Source organism: Pseudomonas sp. Irchel s3f10, from assembly GCF_900187515.1.
GTDB lineage: Bacteria > Pseudomonadota > Gammaproteobacteria > Pseudomonadales > Pseudomonadaceae > Aquipseudomonas > Aquipseudomonas tensinigenes.
The window spans coordinates 25,381-40,509 of record NZ_FYDZ01000016.1; the positions used below are offsets into that span (position 1 = coordinate 25,381).

Genomic DNA, 15,129 nt, shown 5'->3' on the forward strand with positions numbered 1-15,129 from the left:
CCTGGCTCATCAACCACTAAAAAAGCCAGCCTCACTCATGAGGCTGGCTTTTTTGCAGGCGTTACGCCAACTGACTGCGCAACTGACGCGCCGCCGCCACCATGTTGACCAATGCCGCCTCCGTCTCCGGCCATGCCCGAGTCTTCAAGCCGCAATCGGGGTTGACCCACAGTCGCTCGGCTGGAACCCGTTTGACCGCTTTGCTCATCAGCTTGACCATCTCGGCAGTGTCCGGCACCCGTGGCGAGTGGATGTCATAGACGCCGGGGCCGATGTCGTTCGGGTAGTCGAACGCCTCGAACGCATCGAGCAGCTCCATGTCCGAACGCGAGGTTTCAATGGTGATGACATCGGCGTCCATGTCGGCAATCGCCTTGATCACGTCGTTGAATTCGCTGTAGCACATGTGGGTGTGGATCTGGGTGTCGTCCTTGACACCGGATGCCGTCAGGCGGAACGCCTCGACCGCCCAGTCCAGGTATTCCTGCCATTGCGCGCGGCGCAGCGGCAAGCCTTCGCGGAACGCGGCTTCGTCGATCTGCACGATCTTGATTCCGGCGCGCTCCAGATCCACCACTTCGTCACGCAGGGCCAGCGCCAGTTGTTGCGCCTGGACTTTGCGCGAGACGTCTTCGCGGGGAAACGACCACATCAGCATGGTCACAGGGCCGGTGAGCATGCCTTTCATGACTTTGTCGGTCAGGCTCTGTGCGTAGGTGATCCAGTCCACCGTCATCGCCTGCGGACGGCTCAGGTCACCGTAAATCACTGCCGGTTTGACACAGCGCGAACCGTAGCTTTGCACCCAGCCGAAACGGGTGAACAGGTAACCATCGAGCTGTTCGGCGAAATACTCGACCATGTCATTGCGCTCGGCTTCACCATGCACCAGCACGTCCAGCCCCAGACGTTCCTGCACCTCTACGGCGTGGCGGATTTCACTGCGCATGGCGTCGTGGTAATCGTTGGCCGACAGCTTGCCCTGCCTGAACGCCTGACGCGCCAGACGGATGGAACCGGTCTGCGGGAACGAGCCAATGGTTGTGGTCGGAAACGTCGGCAATTGCAGACGCGACTGTTGTTGGGCGATGCGTGTGGCAAACGGTGAATGACGCTGACTGTCACTGGCATTGACTGCGTTGATGCGGGTCTGCACCTGGGCTTTATGAATGCGTGGCGAGTGCGCACGGTTGCGCGCAATGCTGCGACTGGCCTCCAGCGCGGTGCGTACGTTGGCCGCTTGCGGATCATTCAGCGCATCACGCAGAACGGCGATCTCGCCGCACTTCTGCACGGCAAAGGCCAGCCAGCTTTTCAGTTCCGGATCGAGTTTGTCTTCACGCTCGACATCCACCGGGCTGTGCAGCAACGAACAGGAACTGCTGACCCACAGGTTGTCGCCGAACCGCTCTTGCGCCGGTTGCAATTGCGCCAGCGCCTGCTCCAGTTCGCAGCGCCAGACATTGCGCCCATTGACCAGACCGACCGAGAGAATCTTGTAAGCAGGCAGACGATCAAGCACCTGCCCCAATTGCTCCGGCGCCCGCACCGCGTCGATATGCAGCCCCTGCACCGGCAGACCTACAGCCAGGCCGAGGTTGTCTTCAAGGCCACTGAAATACGTCGCTACCAACTTTTTCAACGGCGAGTACTGCAGGATGTGATAGGCGCGTTCAAAGGCATTTTTCCATGCCTGAGGCAGATCCAGGGTGAGGATCGGTTCGTCGATCTGCACCCATTCCACGCCTTGCCCGGCAAGACGAACAAGGATTTCGTTGTAGACCGGCAGCAAGCGCTCAAGCAGCTCGAGTTTGTCGAAATCTTCGCCTTTCGCCTTGCCCAGCCACAGGTAAGTCAGCGGGCCGATGATCACCGGTTTGACGTTGTGGCCCAGCGCCCTGGCTTCTTCGACTTCGTCGAACAACTGCTCCCAACTCAGCTTGAACTGTTGGTCAGCACTGAACTCCGGGACCAGGTAGTGGTAGTTGGTGTCGAACCATTTGGTCAGCTCTTGCGCATATTGCGTCTGGCCGTGCTCGCCACCGCAGCAGCTGGTCGTCGCGCCTCGGGCCATGGCGAACAGGGTGTCGAGGCTCGGCTGACCATGCTCGTCGCGCACGCTGGCGAAACGCTCAGGGATCACGCCGAAGGTCAGCGAGTGGGTCAGCACCTGGTCATACCAGGCGAAGTCGCCGACCGGCAGCAAATCGATACCCGCATCCTTTTGCAATTGCCAGTGAGTGGCGCGCAGATCACGGCCGACCTTGTTCAAGGCAGTCTGGTCGAGATCGCCTTTCCAGAAGGCTTCGAGGGCTTTTTTCAGTTCGCGGTCGGCGCCGATGCGCGGGAAACCAAGGGTGTGGGCCACGGCCATGTCGAATGTGCTCCATTGAGTAAATGATGGCGCCATTGTCGACAGTCAAGCCAACATGAGACAAACTCAACCTTTTCGTGTTGATCACAAGTTTTACTCATGGAGCCAATCGGTGCTTGAAATACGTCACCTGAAAACCCTGCACGCACTGCGCGAAGCCGACAGTCTGGTGGATGCTGCCGACCGTTTGCACCTGACCCAATCGGCGCTGTCCCACCAGTTCAAGGAACTGGAAGAGCGCATGGGCATGCAATTGTTCGTGCGCAAAACCAAACCGGTACGTTTCACCAGCGCCGGTCTGCGTCTGTTGCAACTGGCCGATGCGACACTGCCACTGCTGCGCGCCGCCGAACGTGATATCGCTCGACTGGCCGGTGGCACCGCCGGTCGTTTGCACATGGCCATCGAATGCCACAGCTGTTTCCAGTGGCTGATGCCAACCATCGACCAGTTCCGCGATGCCTGGCCGGAGGTTGAACTCGACCTCGCTTCGGGTTTCTCTTTTGCACCGCTACCGGCCCTGGCCCGTGGCGACCTGGATCTGGTGGTGACCTCCGACCCACTGGAAATCGCCGGCATTACCTATGTACCGCTGTTCACCTACGAAGCGATGCTGGCAGTGGCCAACCAGCATGCACTGGCAAGCAAACCGTACATCGTCCCCGAAGACTTGCTGACTGAAACATTGATCACCTACCCGGTGGAACGTGACCGTCTCGACATCTTCACGCGCTTCCTGGAACCAGCTGACATCGAACCGGCGCAGGTGCGCACCTCAGAACTGACGGTGATGATGATGCAACTGGTCGCCAGCGGCCGTGGCGTCTGCGGCATGCCGCACTGGGCACTGCACGAATACAGCTCGCGCGGTTATGTGAAGGGCAAACGCTTGGGGGAAAAAGGTTTGTTTGCAACGTTGTACGCGGCGATTCGCACCGACATGCTCGATGCACCGTACATGCGCGATTTTCTCCTGACAGCCAAAGACACATCGTTCTCGACACTGGACGGTGTCAGCGCGGTTCGCTGAGTCACTTGTGGGAGCGAACCTGCTCGCGAAAGCGATGTATCAGACACACAAATAGTGACTGTCAGATTGCCTTCGCGAGCAGGCTCGCTCCCACAGGGATCAGCGCAATATCAGAGCTGTCGCCACATGTGGATCTTGTCGAAATAGTCTTCGCCCACCCGCACTGCCAGCGGTTCGAGGCCGAACTGGATGAAGCCGCAGCGCTGGTAGAGGTTGAACGCGGCGTCATTGCCAGCCGTGACGGTCAATTGGATGAGTTTCAACGCCGGATGGGTTTGCGCTTCGGCAATGGCCGCCTGCACCAGTTCGAGCCCCAAACCGTGCTGACGAAAATCGGCTGATACGTACATGCCAAACAGGGTGGCCTTATGGCGGGCCTTCTCGCGAGGCTCAAACGCCAGCCCGACAATCCCGGCCAACGTGCCGGCTTCAAACGCGCCAAGCACCACATCGAGTTTGCTGGTCAGGCGCCCTTCCCACCAGCTCAACGGCATCACCGCGCGCTCACGCACGCTGGAAGTGAACGCCTGCGGATGTCGGTCGTACGCTTCGAGCATCAGTTCGCGGTAAGCCAGGGCATGACTGGCGTCCAACCGTTCGATCCACATGTTCACGCCGACCTGCGCTGCTCAAACATCAGGCGCACGGCCAGACCAGCCAAAACGAAGCCCATGAAATAACGCTGCAGCGCCAGCCATGTCGGGTTGCGCACAAACCACGAAGCGATGCCCGCCGCGAACAGTGCGATCAGCAAATTGACAGAGAAACTCACGCTGATCTGGGTCAGGCCGAGAATGATGCTTTGGGTGAACACCGAACCGTGTTCGGGCGTGATGAATTGCGGGAATACCGAAAGGTAGAACACCGCAATTTTCGGGTTCAATGCGCTGGTCAGAAAGCCCATGGTGATCAGCTTGCGCGACGAGTCCGCCGGCAATTGCTGCGCCTCGAACGGCGAGCGCGCCCCCGGTTTGACCGCTTGCCAGGCCAGCCACAGCAGGTACAGCGCACCGGCCCATTTCAACACTTCATAGGCCATCGGCACCGCCAGAAACACGGCGGTCAACCCCGCCGCTGCCGCAAACAGGTGCACAAAGAACCCCGCCACCACGCCCAGCAACGACGTCACACCAGCCCTGCGCCCCTGACAGATCGAACGCGAGATCAGGTAGATCATGTTCGGCCCCGGTGTCAGCACCATCAACAAGGCTGCAGCGGCGAAGATCAGCAAGTCTTGAAGCGGGATCATGGCAAAGTCCTTTGCGAGGATGATCAGGCGATGGCCGTCAATGACTGGCGATAAAACGGCAGGATCAGGTCGCGTGTCAATGGCGCCAGATCGACCGCAGGATCAGTGGTGGGATCGACCCAGATCACTTCTTCGATTTCAGCAGCCGGGATCACGTCAGTGTCGATCGTCAGTTGAAAGATCTGCGCCTGAACGACAAACCCCGGTTCGTTGGCGGCAGGCGCCGAGAACTGCCCGAGAAATGCAGCCTGCGCCGGGTCGATCTGCAAACCCAGCTCTTCTTCCAGCTCACGCGCCAGTGCGTGCACCGGCAACTCGTGCGCTTCGATCTTGCCGCCCGGTTGCATGAACGCCGTGGTGCCGCGCTTGCGCACCAACAGAGTCTGGCCTGCGGGATTGAGCACCAGCGCGGCGGCGATACGAATGAGGTTTGCAGAGTCAACAGATGCACAAGTCATGGGTCAGCCACCGGCCTGGAAAAACCGCAAGGATCCCATGCCCAGCCCCATGACGTCACCTCACCGATCATTCGCCCAGCGCCTTGAGCGTGGCTTCAACCTCCTCCGGCACCTTGACGAAAATCGTGTACTTGCCGCCCTCCATGGCTTCGAACGCAATCAGTTTTTCCACCAGCAGCGCGCTGAGCACCTTGCCGGCGTTGAGCAGTAGCATGCCGTTATCGGCATTGAGGTTGCGCGCCAGAATCATCCCCGCCGCCAGATCCCGAGTGGAGAGCACCTTGACCGACGGATCGGCCAGCGTCACGTCGCTGAGAAATGCCGCACACACCTGAATGAAATCTTCGACCAGATCAGGATCGTACAAACGCCCGGCGTATTGGCGCAGGTACAGCAGCGCTTCATCGCTGTTCATCTGCCGCTCGAGGATCAGACCGCGCTGCAACTCGACGAAATCCACCGCCAGTTTCAGCAAGCGTGAACCGAACGGAATGCCCTCGCCCTTGAGCCTGTCGGGAAACCCGCTGCCATCCCAGCGCTCCTGATGATGCAGGATCAGACGCGCCGCATCTTTCATCGGGTCAAGCGTCATGAGCAACGATTCGCTCTGCTTCGGGTAACTGCGATAGCGCTCGCGTTCGGTATGGCGCAGCAGATCCGAGGGCGTGATCATCATCGCGTCGGTCCAGCTCAGCTTGCCGATGTTGTACAGCGCCGCAGCCATGGTCAGATCACGGCTGGTGGCCTCGTCCAGGCCGTGCTGTTTGCAGTAGCTGCGCACCAGTTCGATGATCTGCCGGTTGGTCTGCTTGGCAGGTGGCAAGCGCAGATTGGCCAGCAGCGAAAACACTTCGGTGCCGGTGACATAGCTGTGCTTGAGCTCTTCGTACGCCAGATCGAGCATGTCGGCGGTTTGCTGCAGTTCGGCGGTGCGCGCCACGACATGCTTTTCCAGGGTGCTGTTGAGCAGTTTGAGCTGCTCGTTCTGCACCTGGTTCAAGCGTTCCAGACGCTGGCGCTCCTGCTCGGAATGCTGGTGCTCGAGGGACTGGCGCAGAATCAGCAGCAGCTCTTCGTCGTTCCACGGCTTGCTGATGTAACGGTGAATCTGCCCGTCATTGATGGCTTTGATGATCGCCGCCGGGTCGGCATATCCCGTGAGCATGATCCGCGCAGTCGCCGGAAAACGCTCACGGACATGCGCCAACAACGACGCACCGTCCATGCCCGGCATGCGCGCATCACTCACCACCAGGTTCACCGGCTGCTGCGCGAGGATCTCCAGCGCCTGGGCGCCGCTGGTCGCCAACAGCAGATCGTAGGGTTGGCCGCGTAACAGGCGACGCAGGCTGTTGAGGATCGATTCCTCGTCATCAACCAGCAGCACTGTGGGTCGATGCGCCGGCGTCGGCGCGGATAGCTCTTCCATGGCATGGCCTCAAGCAAACAGGGAAATAACGACGCACCGACCCAACGCTTCGTCGGTCCGCGCCTGAGTCCAAGGCTAGATGATTTTGGCCGGCCTTCACGCCGATCTTTGTCCGGGGCCGAAAGCGCAGTACCGGGGAGCCGACTATGCTGAACACAGCGCAAGACTCCATCGGCTGACACGAACAGGCAAATGGCGAGGGAAAAGGATGCCCCGGATCACCACAGCATGCCTCCCCACGGGTGGCGCGGCATGACAATGCCAACCGTGCACATCAATCGCCGCGTGCTGATCGTTGACGACAGCCCGGCGATCCATGGCGATTTCGCCAAGATTCTCAGCCCGGTCATCCCCGGCGACGATGGTTTGGGCGAAACCGAAAATCTGTTGTTCGGCACCCCGTCTGCAAAACAATCCCAACATTTCGAGCTGGACTCGGCGTTTCAGGGCCGCGAAGCGCTGGACAAACTCGAAGCCGCGCTGGCTGAAAACCGCCCCTACGCCATGGCTTTCATCGACATGCGCATGCCGCCGGGCTGGGATGGTCTGGAAACCATCGAACGGCTGTGGCAGGTCGACCCCAAGCTGCAAGTTGCGCTGTGCACGGCCTATTCCGATTATTCGTGGGAGGATATTGACCAGCGTCTGGCGCTGAACGACCGGTTGCTGATCCTGAAAAAGCCCTTCGACGCCATCGAGATCCGCCAGATGGCCAGCGCCCTCACAGTCAAATGGCAGATGACCGAAGACGCCGAACTGAAGATGAGCCTGCTGGAGCAAGCGGTGCAAGAACGCACGCGTGAGCTGTCGGACGCCAACGTGATCGTGCAGAACAGCCCGACCATTCTTTACCGTTTGCGCGGCGAACCCTCGTTTGCGCTGATGTACATCTCCCACAACATTACCCGTTACGGCCACGTCGCCGCCGACCTGGTGGGGTCGCCCGACTGGGCACAGGCACTGATTCATCCGGACGATCAGGCGAACGTCGATGCGGCCATGGCCCGGGTGCTGGATCGGCATGCGTCGGGCGCGTCCATCGAGTTCCGCATGCGCACCGGCCAGGGCACCTGGCGCTGGGTGGAAAACCGCTACATCCCGGTGCGCGATCAGGACGGCCGGCTTCTGGAAGTCGAAGGCATCATCCTCGACATCACCGAACGCCGCCTGGCCGAGGAAAAACTGGCCTTGCTGGCGCGCTCCGATGGCCTGACGGGCCTGGCCAATCGCGCCACGCTGATCGAGCGCCTGCATCAGGCGTTCGCCGCCGCGCGACGGGGTGCCATGCCGTTCGCGGTGTTCTATCTGGACCTCGACCATTTCAAGCGGATCAATGACACCTTGGGCCATCCGGTGGGCGACCTGCTGCTGCAGGAAGTCGCCCGGCGCATCAAGTCCGGCGTACGGGAAAGCGACGTGGTGGCGCGCCTGGGCGGCGACGAGTTCGCGATCCTGCAACTGGACGTCAGCGACCCGACCCAATCGGCCACGATGGCTGCCAATATCCGCGACGCGCTGCTGGCGCCTTACCAACTGGCCGGCAATGCGCTGCATATTTCGGTGAGCATCGGCATCAGCAGTTACAGCGACCTCAGCCTCGATGCCGACACGCTGCTCGGGCAGGCCGATATGGCGCTGTACCGCGCCAAGGAAATGGGCCGCAACCAGTACCACTTCCACTCCGAGGAAATCTCCCGGGAAGTGGCCGAACGCATGACCCTCGTCAGCGAATTGATGACCGCCCTCGAGGGCAATGAACTGATGCTGCGGTATGCGCCGGATGTCGATCTGCACAGTGGCAGGATTCTCGGCATGGAGGCACAAGTCCTCTGGCAGCATCCCCGTCGCGGCCTGCTGTCGGCCGCCGACTTCGTGCCAATCGCGGAGAAAACCGGCGCGATCATTCCACTCGGGCACTGGGTGCTGGATCACGCCTGCCACCAGATGCATCTGTGGCGTAATGAAGGCGTCGCGCCGCCGGTGATGGCGATCAAGCTCTCGCTGGCCCAACTCAAGAGCGGCCCCGAGCTGATCTACAACGTGCTACGCACTACCGCCCGCTGGGAACTCGCGCCCTGGGACCTGCGCTTCGATGTCACCGAGGCCACGCTGGCCCAGACCAAGTGGACACACAACGACGCGTTGCCGCGCCTGCGGGAACTGGGCGTGAGTATTGCCATCGATGATTTCGGCACCGAATATTCCTCGTTCGACTACCTGAAAACCTACCGGGTCAATCACCTCAAACTGGCGCAGAGTTTCGTCGACAGCGCTGCCCACGATGTCGCCGGTGCCAATGCCCTGCGCGCGATCGTCAACTTCGCCCGGGACCTGGACATCGGCATCATCGCTGAAGGCCAGCCGTCGTCGGATCAGCCGTGCACACCACCCGCCGCGCCCCCGCAGCCGAACGCCCGGGGCATGTATTTCAGTGCAGCGGTCAGCGCCGAACAGGCCGGGCATTTGCTCAAGGACAGTGCCCGTCTGACGCCAAAGGAGGACGAGGCATGAAAACGCCTTTTCCCCAGACCAACCGGCGCATCCTGATCATCGACGACACGCCGGCGATCCACGAGGACTTTCGCAAGATCCTCGCCCCGCAGGTGGCGGACGCCGTCGATTTGCAGCAACTGGAACAGACGCTGTTCGGCAGTCAGCAGACGCCGCGCCTGAGCTTCCAGCTCGACTCCGCCTATCAGGGCCAGGAAGCCTTGGCACTGGTCAACCGCGCACTGGCCAGTGGCAATCCCTACGCCCTCGCCTTTATCGACATGCGCATGCCGCCCGGCTGGGATGGCCTGGAAACCATCGAGCAACTGTGGCGGGTCGACCCGAACCTGCAAATCGCCTTGTGCACGGCGTACAGCGACTACAGCTGGGAGGCGATGGCTGAACGGCTGGAGTTTGGCGACCAGTTGCTGATCCTGAAAAAGCCGTTCGACAGTCTGGAAATCCGTCAGATGGCCAACGCCCTGACCTGGAAATGGCAACTGGCGCAGGACGCGGCGCTGAAGATGCTCAGTCTTGAACGGACCATCGAAGCGCGGGTGCACGAACTGCTCAAGGTCTCGCACCTGCTGCAATACGACAGCCTCACGGAACTGCCCAACAGCACCCTGCTCGGTGATCGCCTGAGCCAGGCCATGGCGGTGTGCCGCCGGCATGACAAACAACTGGTGGTGATGTTTCTCGGCCTGGATCGCTTCAAGCGCATCAACAACGCGCTGGGCCATCCGGCGGGTGACGAGATGCTCAAACGGGTCGCCCGGCAACTGTTGTCCTGCGTACGTGATTCGGACTCGGTGTTTCGCTACGGCTCCGACGAGTTCGTGGTGATCCTCGGCGACATCAACCACCCACAGCAAACACACGGCATCGCGGAAAAACTCCTCGCCGCCATTCGCCTGCCGCAGACGATTGCCGGCCACGACGTCAGCGTTACCGCCAGCGTCGGCATCAGCGTCTACCCGGATGACGGCCTCGAAGCCACCGAGCTGATCAAGAAGGCCGAGACCGCGATGCGCAACGTCAAGGAACAGGGCCCCGACAGCATCGGCTTCTTCATCGAAGCCATGAACCAGCACGCCCGCGAACAGCACAGCATCGAGTCGGGCATTCGCCGAGCGCTGCAAGAGCATGAATTCGTCCTGCACTATCAGCCGAAAATCGACCTGCGCACGGCCGCCGTAGTGGGTGCCGAAGCACTGGTGCGCTGGCAAAAACCGGGGCATGGCTGGGTCTATCCGGCGGACTTCATCCCGGTGGCCGAGGACAGCGGTCTGATCGTGCCGCTGAGCAAATGGGTGCTGGCTGAGGCCTGTCGGCAGACCCGCGCCTGGCAACTGGCCGGACTGCCGCCGATCCGTATGTCGGTCAACACCTCGCCGATCGATTTTCGCCAGCGTGACTTCGTCGCCGGCATCGAGCGCGTACTGCAACAGACAGGTCTGGCGCCCGAGTGGCTGGAGCTGGAAATCACCGAAGGCGTGCTGATGCAAAACGTCGAGGCGACGATGACTGCGCTCAATCGCCTGAAGACGCTGGGCACGCATCTGGCCATCGATGACTTTGGCACCGGCTATTCCAGCCTGAGCTACCTGCGGCGGTTTCCCATCGATGTGCTGAAGATCGATCAATCGTTCATTCGCAACCTGTGCAACGACCGCAGCGATGCGGCGCTGGTCAGCGCGATCATCAACCTGGGCAAGAGCCTGGGCCTGAACGTCATCGCCGAGGGCATCGAAACCGCCGAACAACTGGCGTTTCTCAAGGCCCATCACTGCGAAGAAGGCCAGGGTTACTTTTTCAGCAAAGCCCTGCCGGCAGACACGTTTGCGCGTTTGCTCGCCGGCACGCAACCCGCGCCGTGGACGATGGGATCAACACTGTGAAACCGGCCTTGAGTCAGGGAGACAATTGCCAATGAAGCTTTTCCACCACGCCATGGCGTTACTGCTGTGCGGACTCTGTGTCGGCGCCAGTGCCGAGCCACTGGACGAGCCGCTCAAACCGTTGCCCGCAATACCACAGCAGGATGCCCGGCACGTGGAGCTCGGGCGACGGTTGTTCCACGAGCCACGCTTGTCGATCAACAACACGCTGTCCTGCGCCAGCTGCCACCAACTCGACAAGAACGGTGCCGACAGCCGCGCCTTGTCACTGGGCTTCGACGGCAAACCGGTGGCCGTCAACACCCCCACCGTGTTCAACGCGGCCCTCAACTTTCGCCAGTTCTGGGATGGCCGCGTCGAAACACTGGAGGAACAAAGCAACGTCGTCATCACCAGCCCCCATGAAATGGGCAGCGACTGGAAGACGGTCATTGAGCGGCTCGGTCAAAACCCCGACTATCGCCGCGACTTCGCCGCCATCTTCCCGGACGGTGTGACAAGGGCCAATGTCCAGCAGGCGCTGGCCAGTTTCGAACGCACCTTGCTGACGCCCAACTCACGCTTCGATCAATACCTGCTCGGCAACACCGACATCCTCACCCTGGAGGAAAAGTACGGTTACCAGCGCTTCAAGGAGTACGGCTGCATTGCCTGCCATCAGGGGGTGAACATCGGCGGCAACATGTTCCAGAAATTCGGTGTGTTCGGCGATTACATTGCCGATCGCGGCAACCCGACCGTGGCCGATCAGGGCCGCTTCAACGTGACCGGTGACGAAGCGGACCGGGCCGTGTTCAAGGTGCCGAGCCTGCGCAATGTCGCGATCACCGCGCCGTACTTTCACGACGGTTCGGCCCCCACCCTCGAACGCGCCGTGGATGTGATGTTCCAGTACCAGTTGGGGCGCATGCCGAGCGCTGAGGACAAACGGTTGATCATGCTGTTTCTCACAACCCTGACTGGCCAAAGGGAAGACAAGCCATGATCAACATCTCGCGGCGACGCAGCCTGTTGTTGCTGACCCTGGTCGCCCTGGCGCTGGCCTCGATTCTGCTGTTTCTGTACTTGAAATCCAGCTCTGACCAGAGCATGACGTACACCGAATCACGGGATCTGATCCGGCAGATCAAACAGCAGAACTCGTTGTGGGAAAACGAGATTCTCAAGGCGCGAGTGGCGCTCACCCACAACTACGATCCGCTGGTGTCGCCGATGAACGAGATGAATCGGCTCTGGACGCGCTTCGACGCGATCGAGTCCAGGCACGGGCGTAAAGACTCGGCGCAATGGAACGAAGCTCACGAAAGTTTCCGGCAGGCGATGCAGGAAAAGACCCGTCTGGTCGAACAGTTCAAATCGCATAACGCGCTGTTGCGCAACTCTCTGGCCTTTTTGCCCACCGCAGAAGACGACATCCAGCAGCAACTGGCCAGCCTGTCGGACTTCGATAAATTGCAGCTGCAGAACATCACTACCGACACCTACGACCTGCTGCTCAGTGCCCTCGAATTCGCCCAGGTCACCTCTGACAACCTGGCCGCCGACATCGAGGTCGGCCTGAACAAGCTGAAGGTCAACGCGCAACGCCTGCCGCACGCGTTTCAGACCCCGATCAGAATCATGAGCAGCCATATCTCCCTGATCGCTCGCGAACAACCTTTGGTCAATCAGTTGCTCGAAAACATCGAAAACATCCCCGTGGCCGGAAGCCTCGACAACATCACCACTATGCTCGATCACGATCAGCAGCGCGCCGATCAGGTCGACCGGCAGTACCACTTCTACCTGCTGTTGTTTTCCGTGCTGCTGATGTTGTCACTGGTGTGGCTGGCCATCCGTTTGATCGGCAGTTTCGCCGAGATCAACCGGGTCAATAACGCCCTGCAAACGGCCAACGACGCGCTGGAACAAAGAGTCGAAGAACGCACCCGGGAACTGCGGGACGCCCAGAGCGAACTGCTCGACGCGGCACGTCAGGCCGGCATGGCGGAAATCGCCACCAATGTGCTGCACAATGTTGGCAACGTGCTCAACAGCGTGAACATCTCCAGCGACCTGATCACGCGCAAGCTGCGCAACAGCAAGAGCCAGGGCTTGGGCAAGGCCATGCAACTGATCAACGAACACCCGGATGACCTCGGTCCGTTCCTCAGCGAAGACGCCAAAGGCAAATTGCTCCCCGGCTACCTCAACCAATTGGTGGCCGCGATTGCCCAGGAACAGCAGGAAATGCTCGACGAATTGCACCAGATGAACAAAAGCGTCGACCACATCAAGGACATCGTCGCCACCCAGCAATCCTATGCCGGCGCCAACAGCATGACCGAGCCATTGTTCATCAACGAGTTACTGGAAGACGCGTTGCGCATGAACGCCGGGGCACTGACCCGGCACCACGTCACAGTGGTCAGGGAATACGCCGACGTGCCGCAGGTGATGGGCGACAAACACCGCTTGTTGCTGATCCTGATCAACCTGATCAGCAACGCCAAATACGCCATGTCCGACCTCAGCAACCGCCCCCGCACCATGACCCTGGCGGTCAAAATTGTCGATGACAGTTTCCTCGAAATCAGCGTCAAGGACGATGGCGAAGGCATCGCCCCGGAGAACATGACGCGGATCTTTGCCCACGGTTTCACCACCCGCAAGGAAGGCCACGGCTTCGGTCTGCACAGCTGCGCCCTGGCCGCCATCGAAATGAACGGCCACCTCACTGCGCACAGTGACGGCCCGGGCCAGGGTGCGTTGTTCACCTTGCAGATCCCCCTGATCAGCGTCACGGAGAACGCATGAGCGAACTGTCGAACCGCCGCATTCTGCTGATCGACGACATGCCGTCGATCCATGAAGACTTTCGCAAGATTCTCGCGCCGCCGGCGGCGCAGTCGGTGGAACTGGACCAGATGGAAGCGGCACTGTTTGGCGCTCAGGTTCGCGCCGAACGTCCGCCGTTCGAGCTGGACTCGGCCTACGGCGGCGAGGAAGGTCTGGGTAAACTGATACAGGCCCAGGCAGAACAACGCCCCTACGCGCTGGCCTTTGTCGACATGCGCATGCCCGACGGCTGGGACGGCGCGAAAACCATCGAGCATCTGTGGCAGCAGGACCCGCAGTTGCAAGTGGTGGTCTGCACCGCCTACTCGGATTATTCCTGGGATGAACTGCTGGAGCGCCTGCAGGCGCATGATCGGTTGCTGATTCTGAAAAAGCCGTTCGACAACATCGAAGTGCAGCAGATGGCCAACACCCTGCTGACCAAATGGCAGATGACCGAACGCGCGTCATTGCAAATGCATCACCTGGAACATCTGGTCGATCAACGCACGGCCCAGTTCAAGCAGGCCAGTGAAGAACTGCAGCGGGAAATCGATGAGCGCAAGCAACTGGAAAGTCAGTTGGTGCAGTCGGAAAAACTTGCGTCACTGGGGCAAATGGCGGCGGGCGTGGCCCATGAAATCAATAACCCGATCGGTTTCATCTCCTCCAACCTCGGCACGCTGGACGGCTACTTCAAACAATTGCTCAGCGTACTCGATGCCTGGCAGACGCTTGGGCCAACGCCAGACAGCGAGTCAGTGGCGCGGCTTGAGCAATTGCGCAAAGACGCCGATCTGGATTTTCTCCTCGAAGACATCCCGGTGCTGATCCGCGAATCCAAGGAAGGCATTGGCCGCGTCGGGCAGATCGTCAAGGACCTGAAAGACTTCTCCCGGGTCGATAGCCATCAGCAATGGCAGTGGGCCAATCTGCAGCAAGGCATCGAGTCGACCCTGAACATCGTCGCCAGCGAACTCAAGTACAAGGCCGACCTGATCAAGGAGTATCAGCCCCTGCCGGACATCGAGTGCCTGCCATCACAAATCAATCAGGTGATCATGAACCTGGTGGTCAATGCGGCGCAGGCCATGGGCCCGGAACGCGGCACCATCACCCTGCGCACCGGGCAGCAACAAGACACGGCCTGGGTGGAAGTCGCCGACACCGGCGCGGGGATTGCGCCGGAGATCCTGCAGAAAATCTTCGATCCGTTTTTCACCACCAAACCGGTCGGCCAGGGCACCGGGCTTGGCCTGTCTCTGTCCTACGGCATCGTCAAAAAGCACGGTGGCGATATTTCGGTACGCAGCGAACCGGGCGTGGGCACGACCTTTCGCGTCGAGTTGCCGATGCGTCAGAGCCGGCCCGCTGCGTGAAG

Annotated in this window: 11 protein-coding genes; 6 read left to right on the forward strand and 5 right to left on the reverse strand. The window is 60.5% G+C overall.

The features are described 5' to 3' along the window. Positions 1–61: 61 nt before the first annotated feature. The gene (gene metE / locus CKW17_RS25160) at positions 62–2,374 is read right to left on the reverse strand and encodes a 5-methyltetrahydropteroyltriglutamate--homocysteine S-methyltransferase (RefSeq protein WP_095122391.1); all 2,313 of its coding nucleotides are present in this window, start codon (positions 2,372–2,374) and stop codon (positions 62–64) included. 112 nt (positions 2,375–2,486) lie between these two features. On the opposite strand from metE, the gene metR reads away from it, so the two are divergent. After that, positions 2,487–3,404 (forward strand): transcriptional regulator MetR, encoded by a 918-nt coding sequence (gene metR / locus CKW17_RS25165; protein ID WP_016984735.1) that lies wholly within the window; start codon positions 2,487–2,489, stop codon positions 3,402–3,404. Positions 3,405–3,514: 110 nt separating this feature from the next. Here the strand turns inward: metR and CKW17_RS25170 are convergent, their stop codons facing one another. The 4 genes from CKW17_RS25170 to CKW17_RS25185 all read right to left on the reverse strand — a co-directional run bounded on the left by CKW17_RS25170 (position 3,515) and on the right by CKW17_RS25185 (position 6,540). Next, positions 3,515–4,012: a GNAT family N-acetyltransferase gene (locus tag CKW17_RS25170; protein ID WP_095122393.1), complete on the reverse strand. Its 498-nt coding sequence runs from the start codon at positions 4,010–4,012 to the stop codon at positions 3,515–3,517. Positions 4,013–4,014: 2 nt separating this feature from the next. Beyond that, a complete protein-coding gene (locus CKW17_RS25175) occupies positions 4,015–4,653 on the reverse strand; it encodes a LysE family translocator (RefSeq protein ID WP_095122395.1) in 639 nt (212 codons plus the stop codon). A 23-nt stretch (positions 4,654–4,676) separates the two neighbouring features. After that, complete coding sequence (locus tag CKW17_RS25180) at positions 4,677–5,111, reverse strand: NUDIX domain-containing protein (RefSeq protein WP_095122397.1); 435 nt, start codon at positions 5,109–5,111, stop codon at positions 4,677–4,679. A 67-nt stretch (positions 5,112–5,178) separates the two neighbouring features. Then, positions 5,179–6,540: an HD domain-containing phosphohydrolase gene (locus CKW17_RS25185; protein ID WP_095122398.1), complete on the reverse strand. Its 1,362-nt coding sequence runs from the start codon at positions 6,538–6,540 to the stop codon at positions 5,179–5,181. 252 nt (positions 6,541–6,792) lie between these two features. On the opposite strand from CKW17_RS25185, the gene CKW17_RS25190 reads away from it, so the two are divergent. The 5 genes from CKW17_RS25190 to CKW17_RS25210 are packed head-to-tail and all read left to right on the forward strand — an operon-like array spanning position 6,793 to position 15,127. After that, positions 6,793–9,051 (forward strand): EAL domain-containing protein, encoded by a 2,259-nt coding sequence (locus CKW17_RS25190; RefSeq protein ID WP_176470117.1) that lies wholly within the window; start codon positions 6,793–6,795, stop codon positions 9,049–9,051. Beyond that, positions 9,048–10,931: a bifunctional diguanylate cyclase/phosphodiesterase gene (locus CKW17_RS25195; protein WP_095122402.1), complete on the forward strand. Its 1,884-nt coding sequence runs from the start codon at positions 9,048–9,050 to the stop codon at positions 10,929–10,931. The genes CKW17_RS25190 and CKW17_RS25195 overlap by 4 nt, the downstream gene beginning before the upstream one ends. A 31-nt stretch (positions 10,932–10,962) precedes the next feature. After that, a complete protein-coding gene (locus CKW17_RS25200) occupies positions 10,963–11,916 on the forward strand; it encodes a cytochrome-c peroxidase (protein ID WP_095122404.1) in 954 nt (317 codons plus the stop codon). Then, a complete protein-coding gene (locus CKW17_RS25205; RefSeq protein ID WP_095122406.1) occupies positions 11,913–13,727 on the forward strand; it encodes a DAHL domain-containing protein in 1,815 nt (604 codons plus the stop codon). The genes CKW17_RS25200 and CKW17_RS25205 overlap by 4 nt, the downstream gene beginning before the upstream one ends. Continuing rightward, entirely contained in the window at positions 13,724–15,127 is a 1,404-nt protein-coding gene (locus CKW17_RS25210; RefSeq protein WP_095122408.1) for an ATP-binding protein, read from the forward strand. The genes CKW17_RS25205 and CKW17_RS25210 overlap by 4 nt, the downstream gene beginning before the upstream one ends. Positions 15,128–15,129: the final 2 nt, after the last annotated feature.

What these genes read in the sequence shown, in the direction of transcription:
- CKW17_RS25200 (WP_095122404.1), top strand. Translation starts at nt 10,963, where the DNA reads ATGAAGCTTTTCCACCACGCCATGGCGTTACTGCTGTGCGGACTCTGT.
- CKW17_RS25195 (WP_095122402.1), top strand. Translation starts at nt 9,048, where the DNA reads ATGAAAACGCCTTTTCCCCAGACCAACCGGCGCATCCTGATCATCGAC.
- CKW17_RS25205 (WP_095122406.1), top strand. Translation starts at nt 11,913, where the DNA reads ATGATCAACATCTCGCGGCGACGCAGCCTGTTGTTGCTGACCCTGGTC.
- CKW17_RS25180 (WP_095122397.1), bottom strand. Translation starts at nt 5,111, where the DNA reads ATGACTTGTGCATCTGTTGACTCTGCAAACCTCATTCGTATCGCCGCC.
- metE (WP_095122391.1), bottom strand. Translation starts at nt 2,374, where the DNA reads ATGGCCGTGGCCCACACCCTTGGTTTCCCGCGCATCGGCGCCGACCGC.
- CKW17_RS25170 (WP_095122393.1), bottom strand. Translation starts at nt 4,012, where the DNA reads ATGTGGATCGAACGGTTGGACGCCAGTCATGCCCTGGCTTACCGCGAA.
- CKW17_RS25185 (WP_095122398.1), bottom strand. Translation starts at nt 6,540, where the DNA reads ATGGAAGAGCTATCCGCGCCGACGCCGGCGCATCGACCCACAGTGCTG.
- CKW17_RS25175 (WP_095122395.1), bottom strand. Translation starts at nt 4,653, where the DNA reads ATGATCCCGCTTCAAGACTTGCTGATCTTCGCCGCTGCAGCCTTGTTG.
- CKW17_RS25190 (WP_176470117.1), top strand. Translation starts at nt 6,793, where the DNA reads ATGACAATGCCAACCGTGCACATCAATCGCCGCGTGCTGATCGTTGAC.
- CKW17_RS25210 (WP_095122408.1), top strand. Translation starts at nt 13,724, where the DNA reads ATGAGCGAACTGTCGAACCGCCGCATTCTGCTGATCGACGACATGCCG.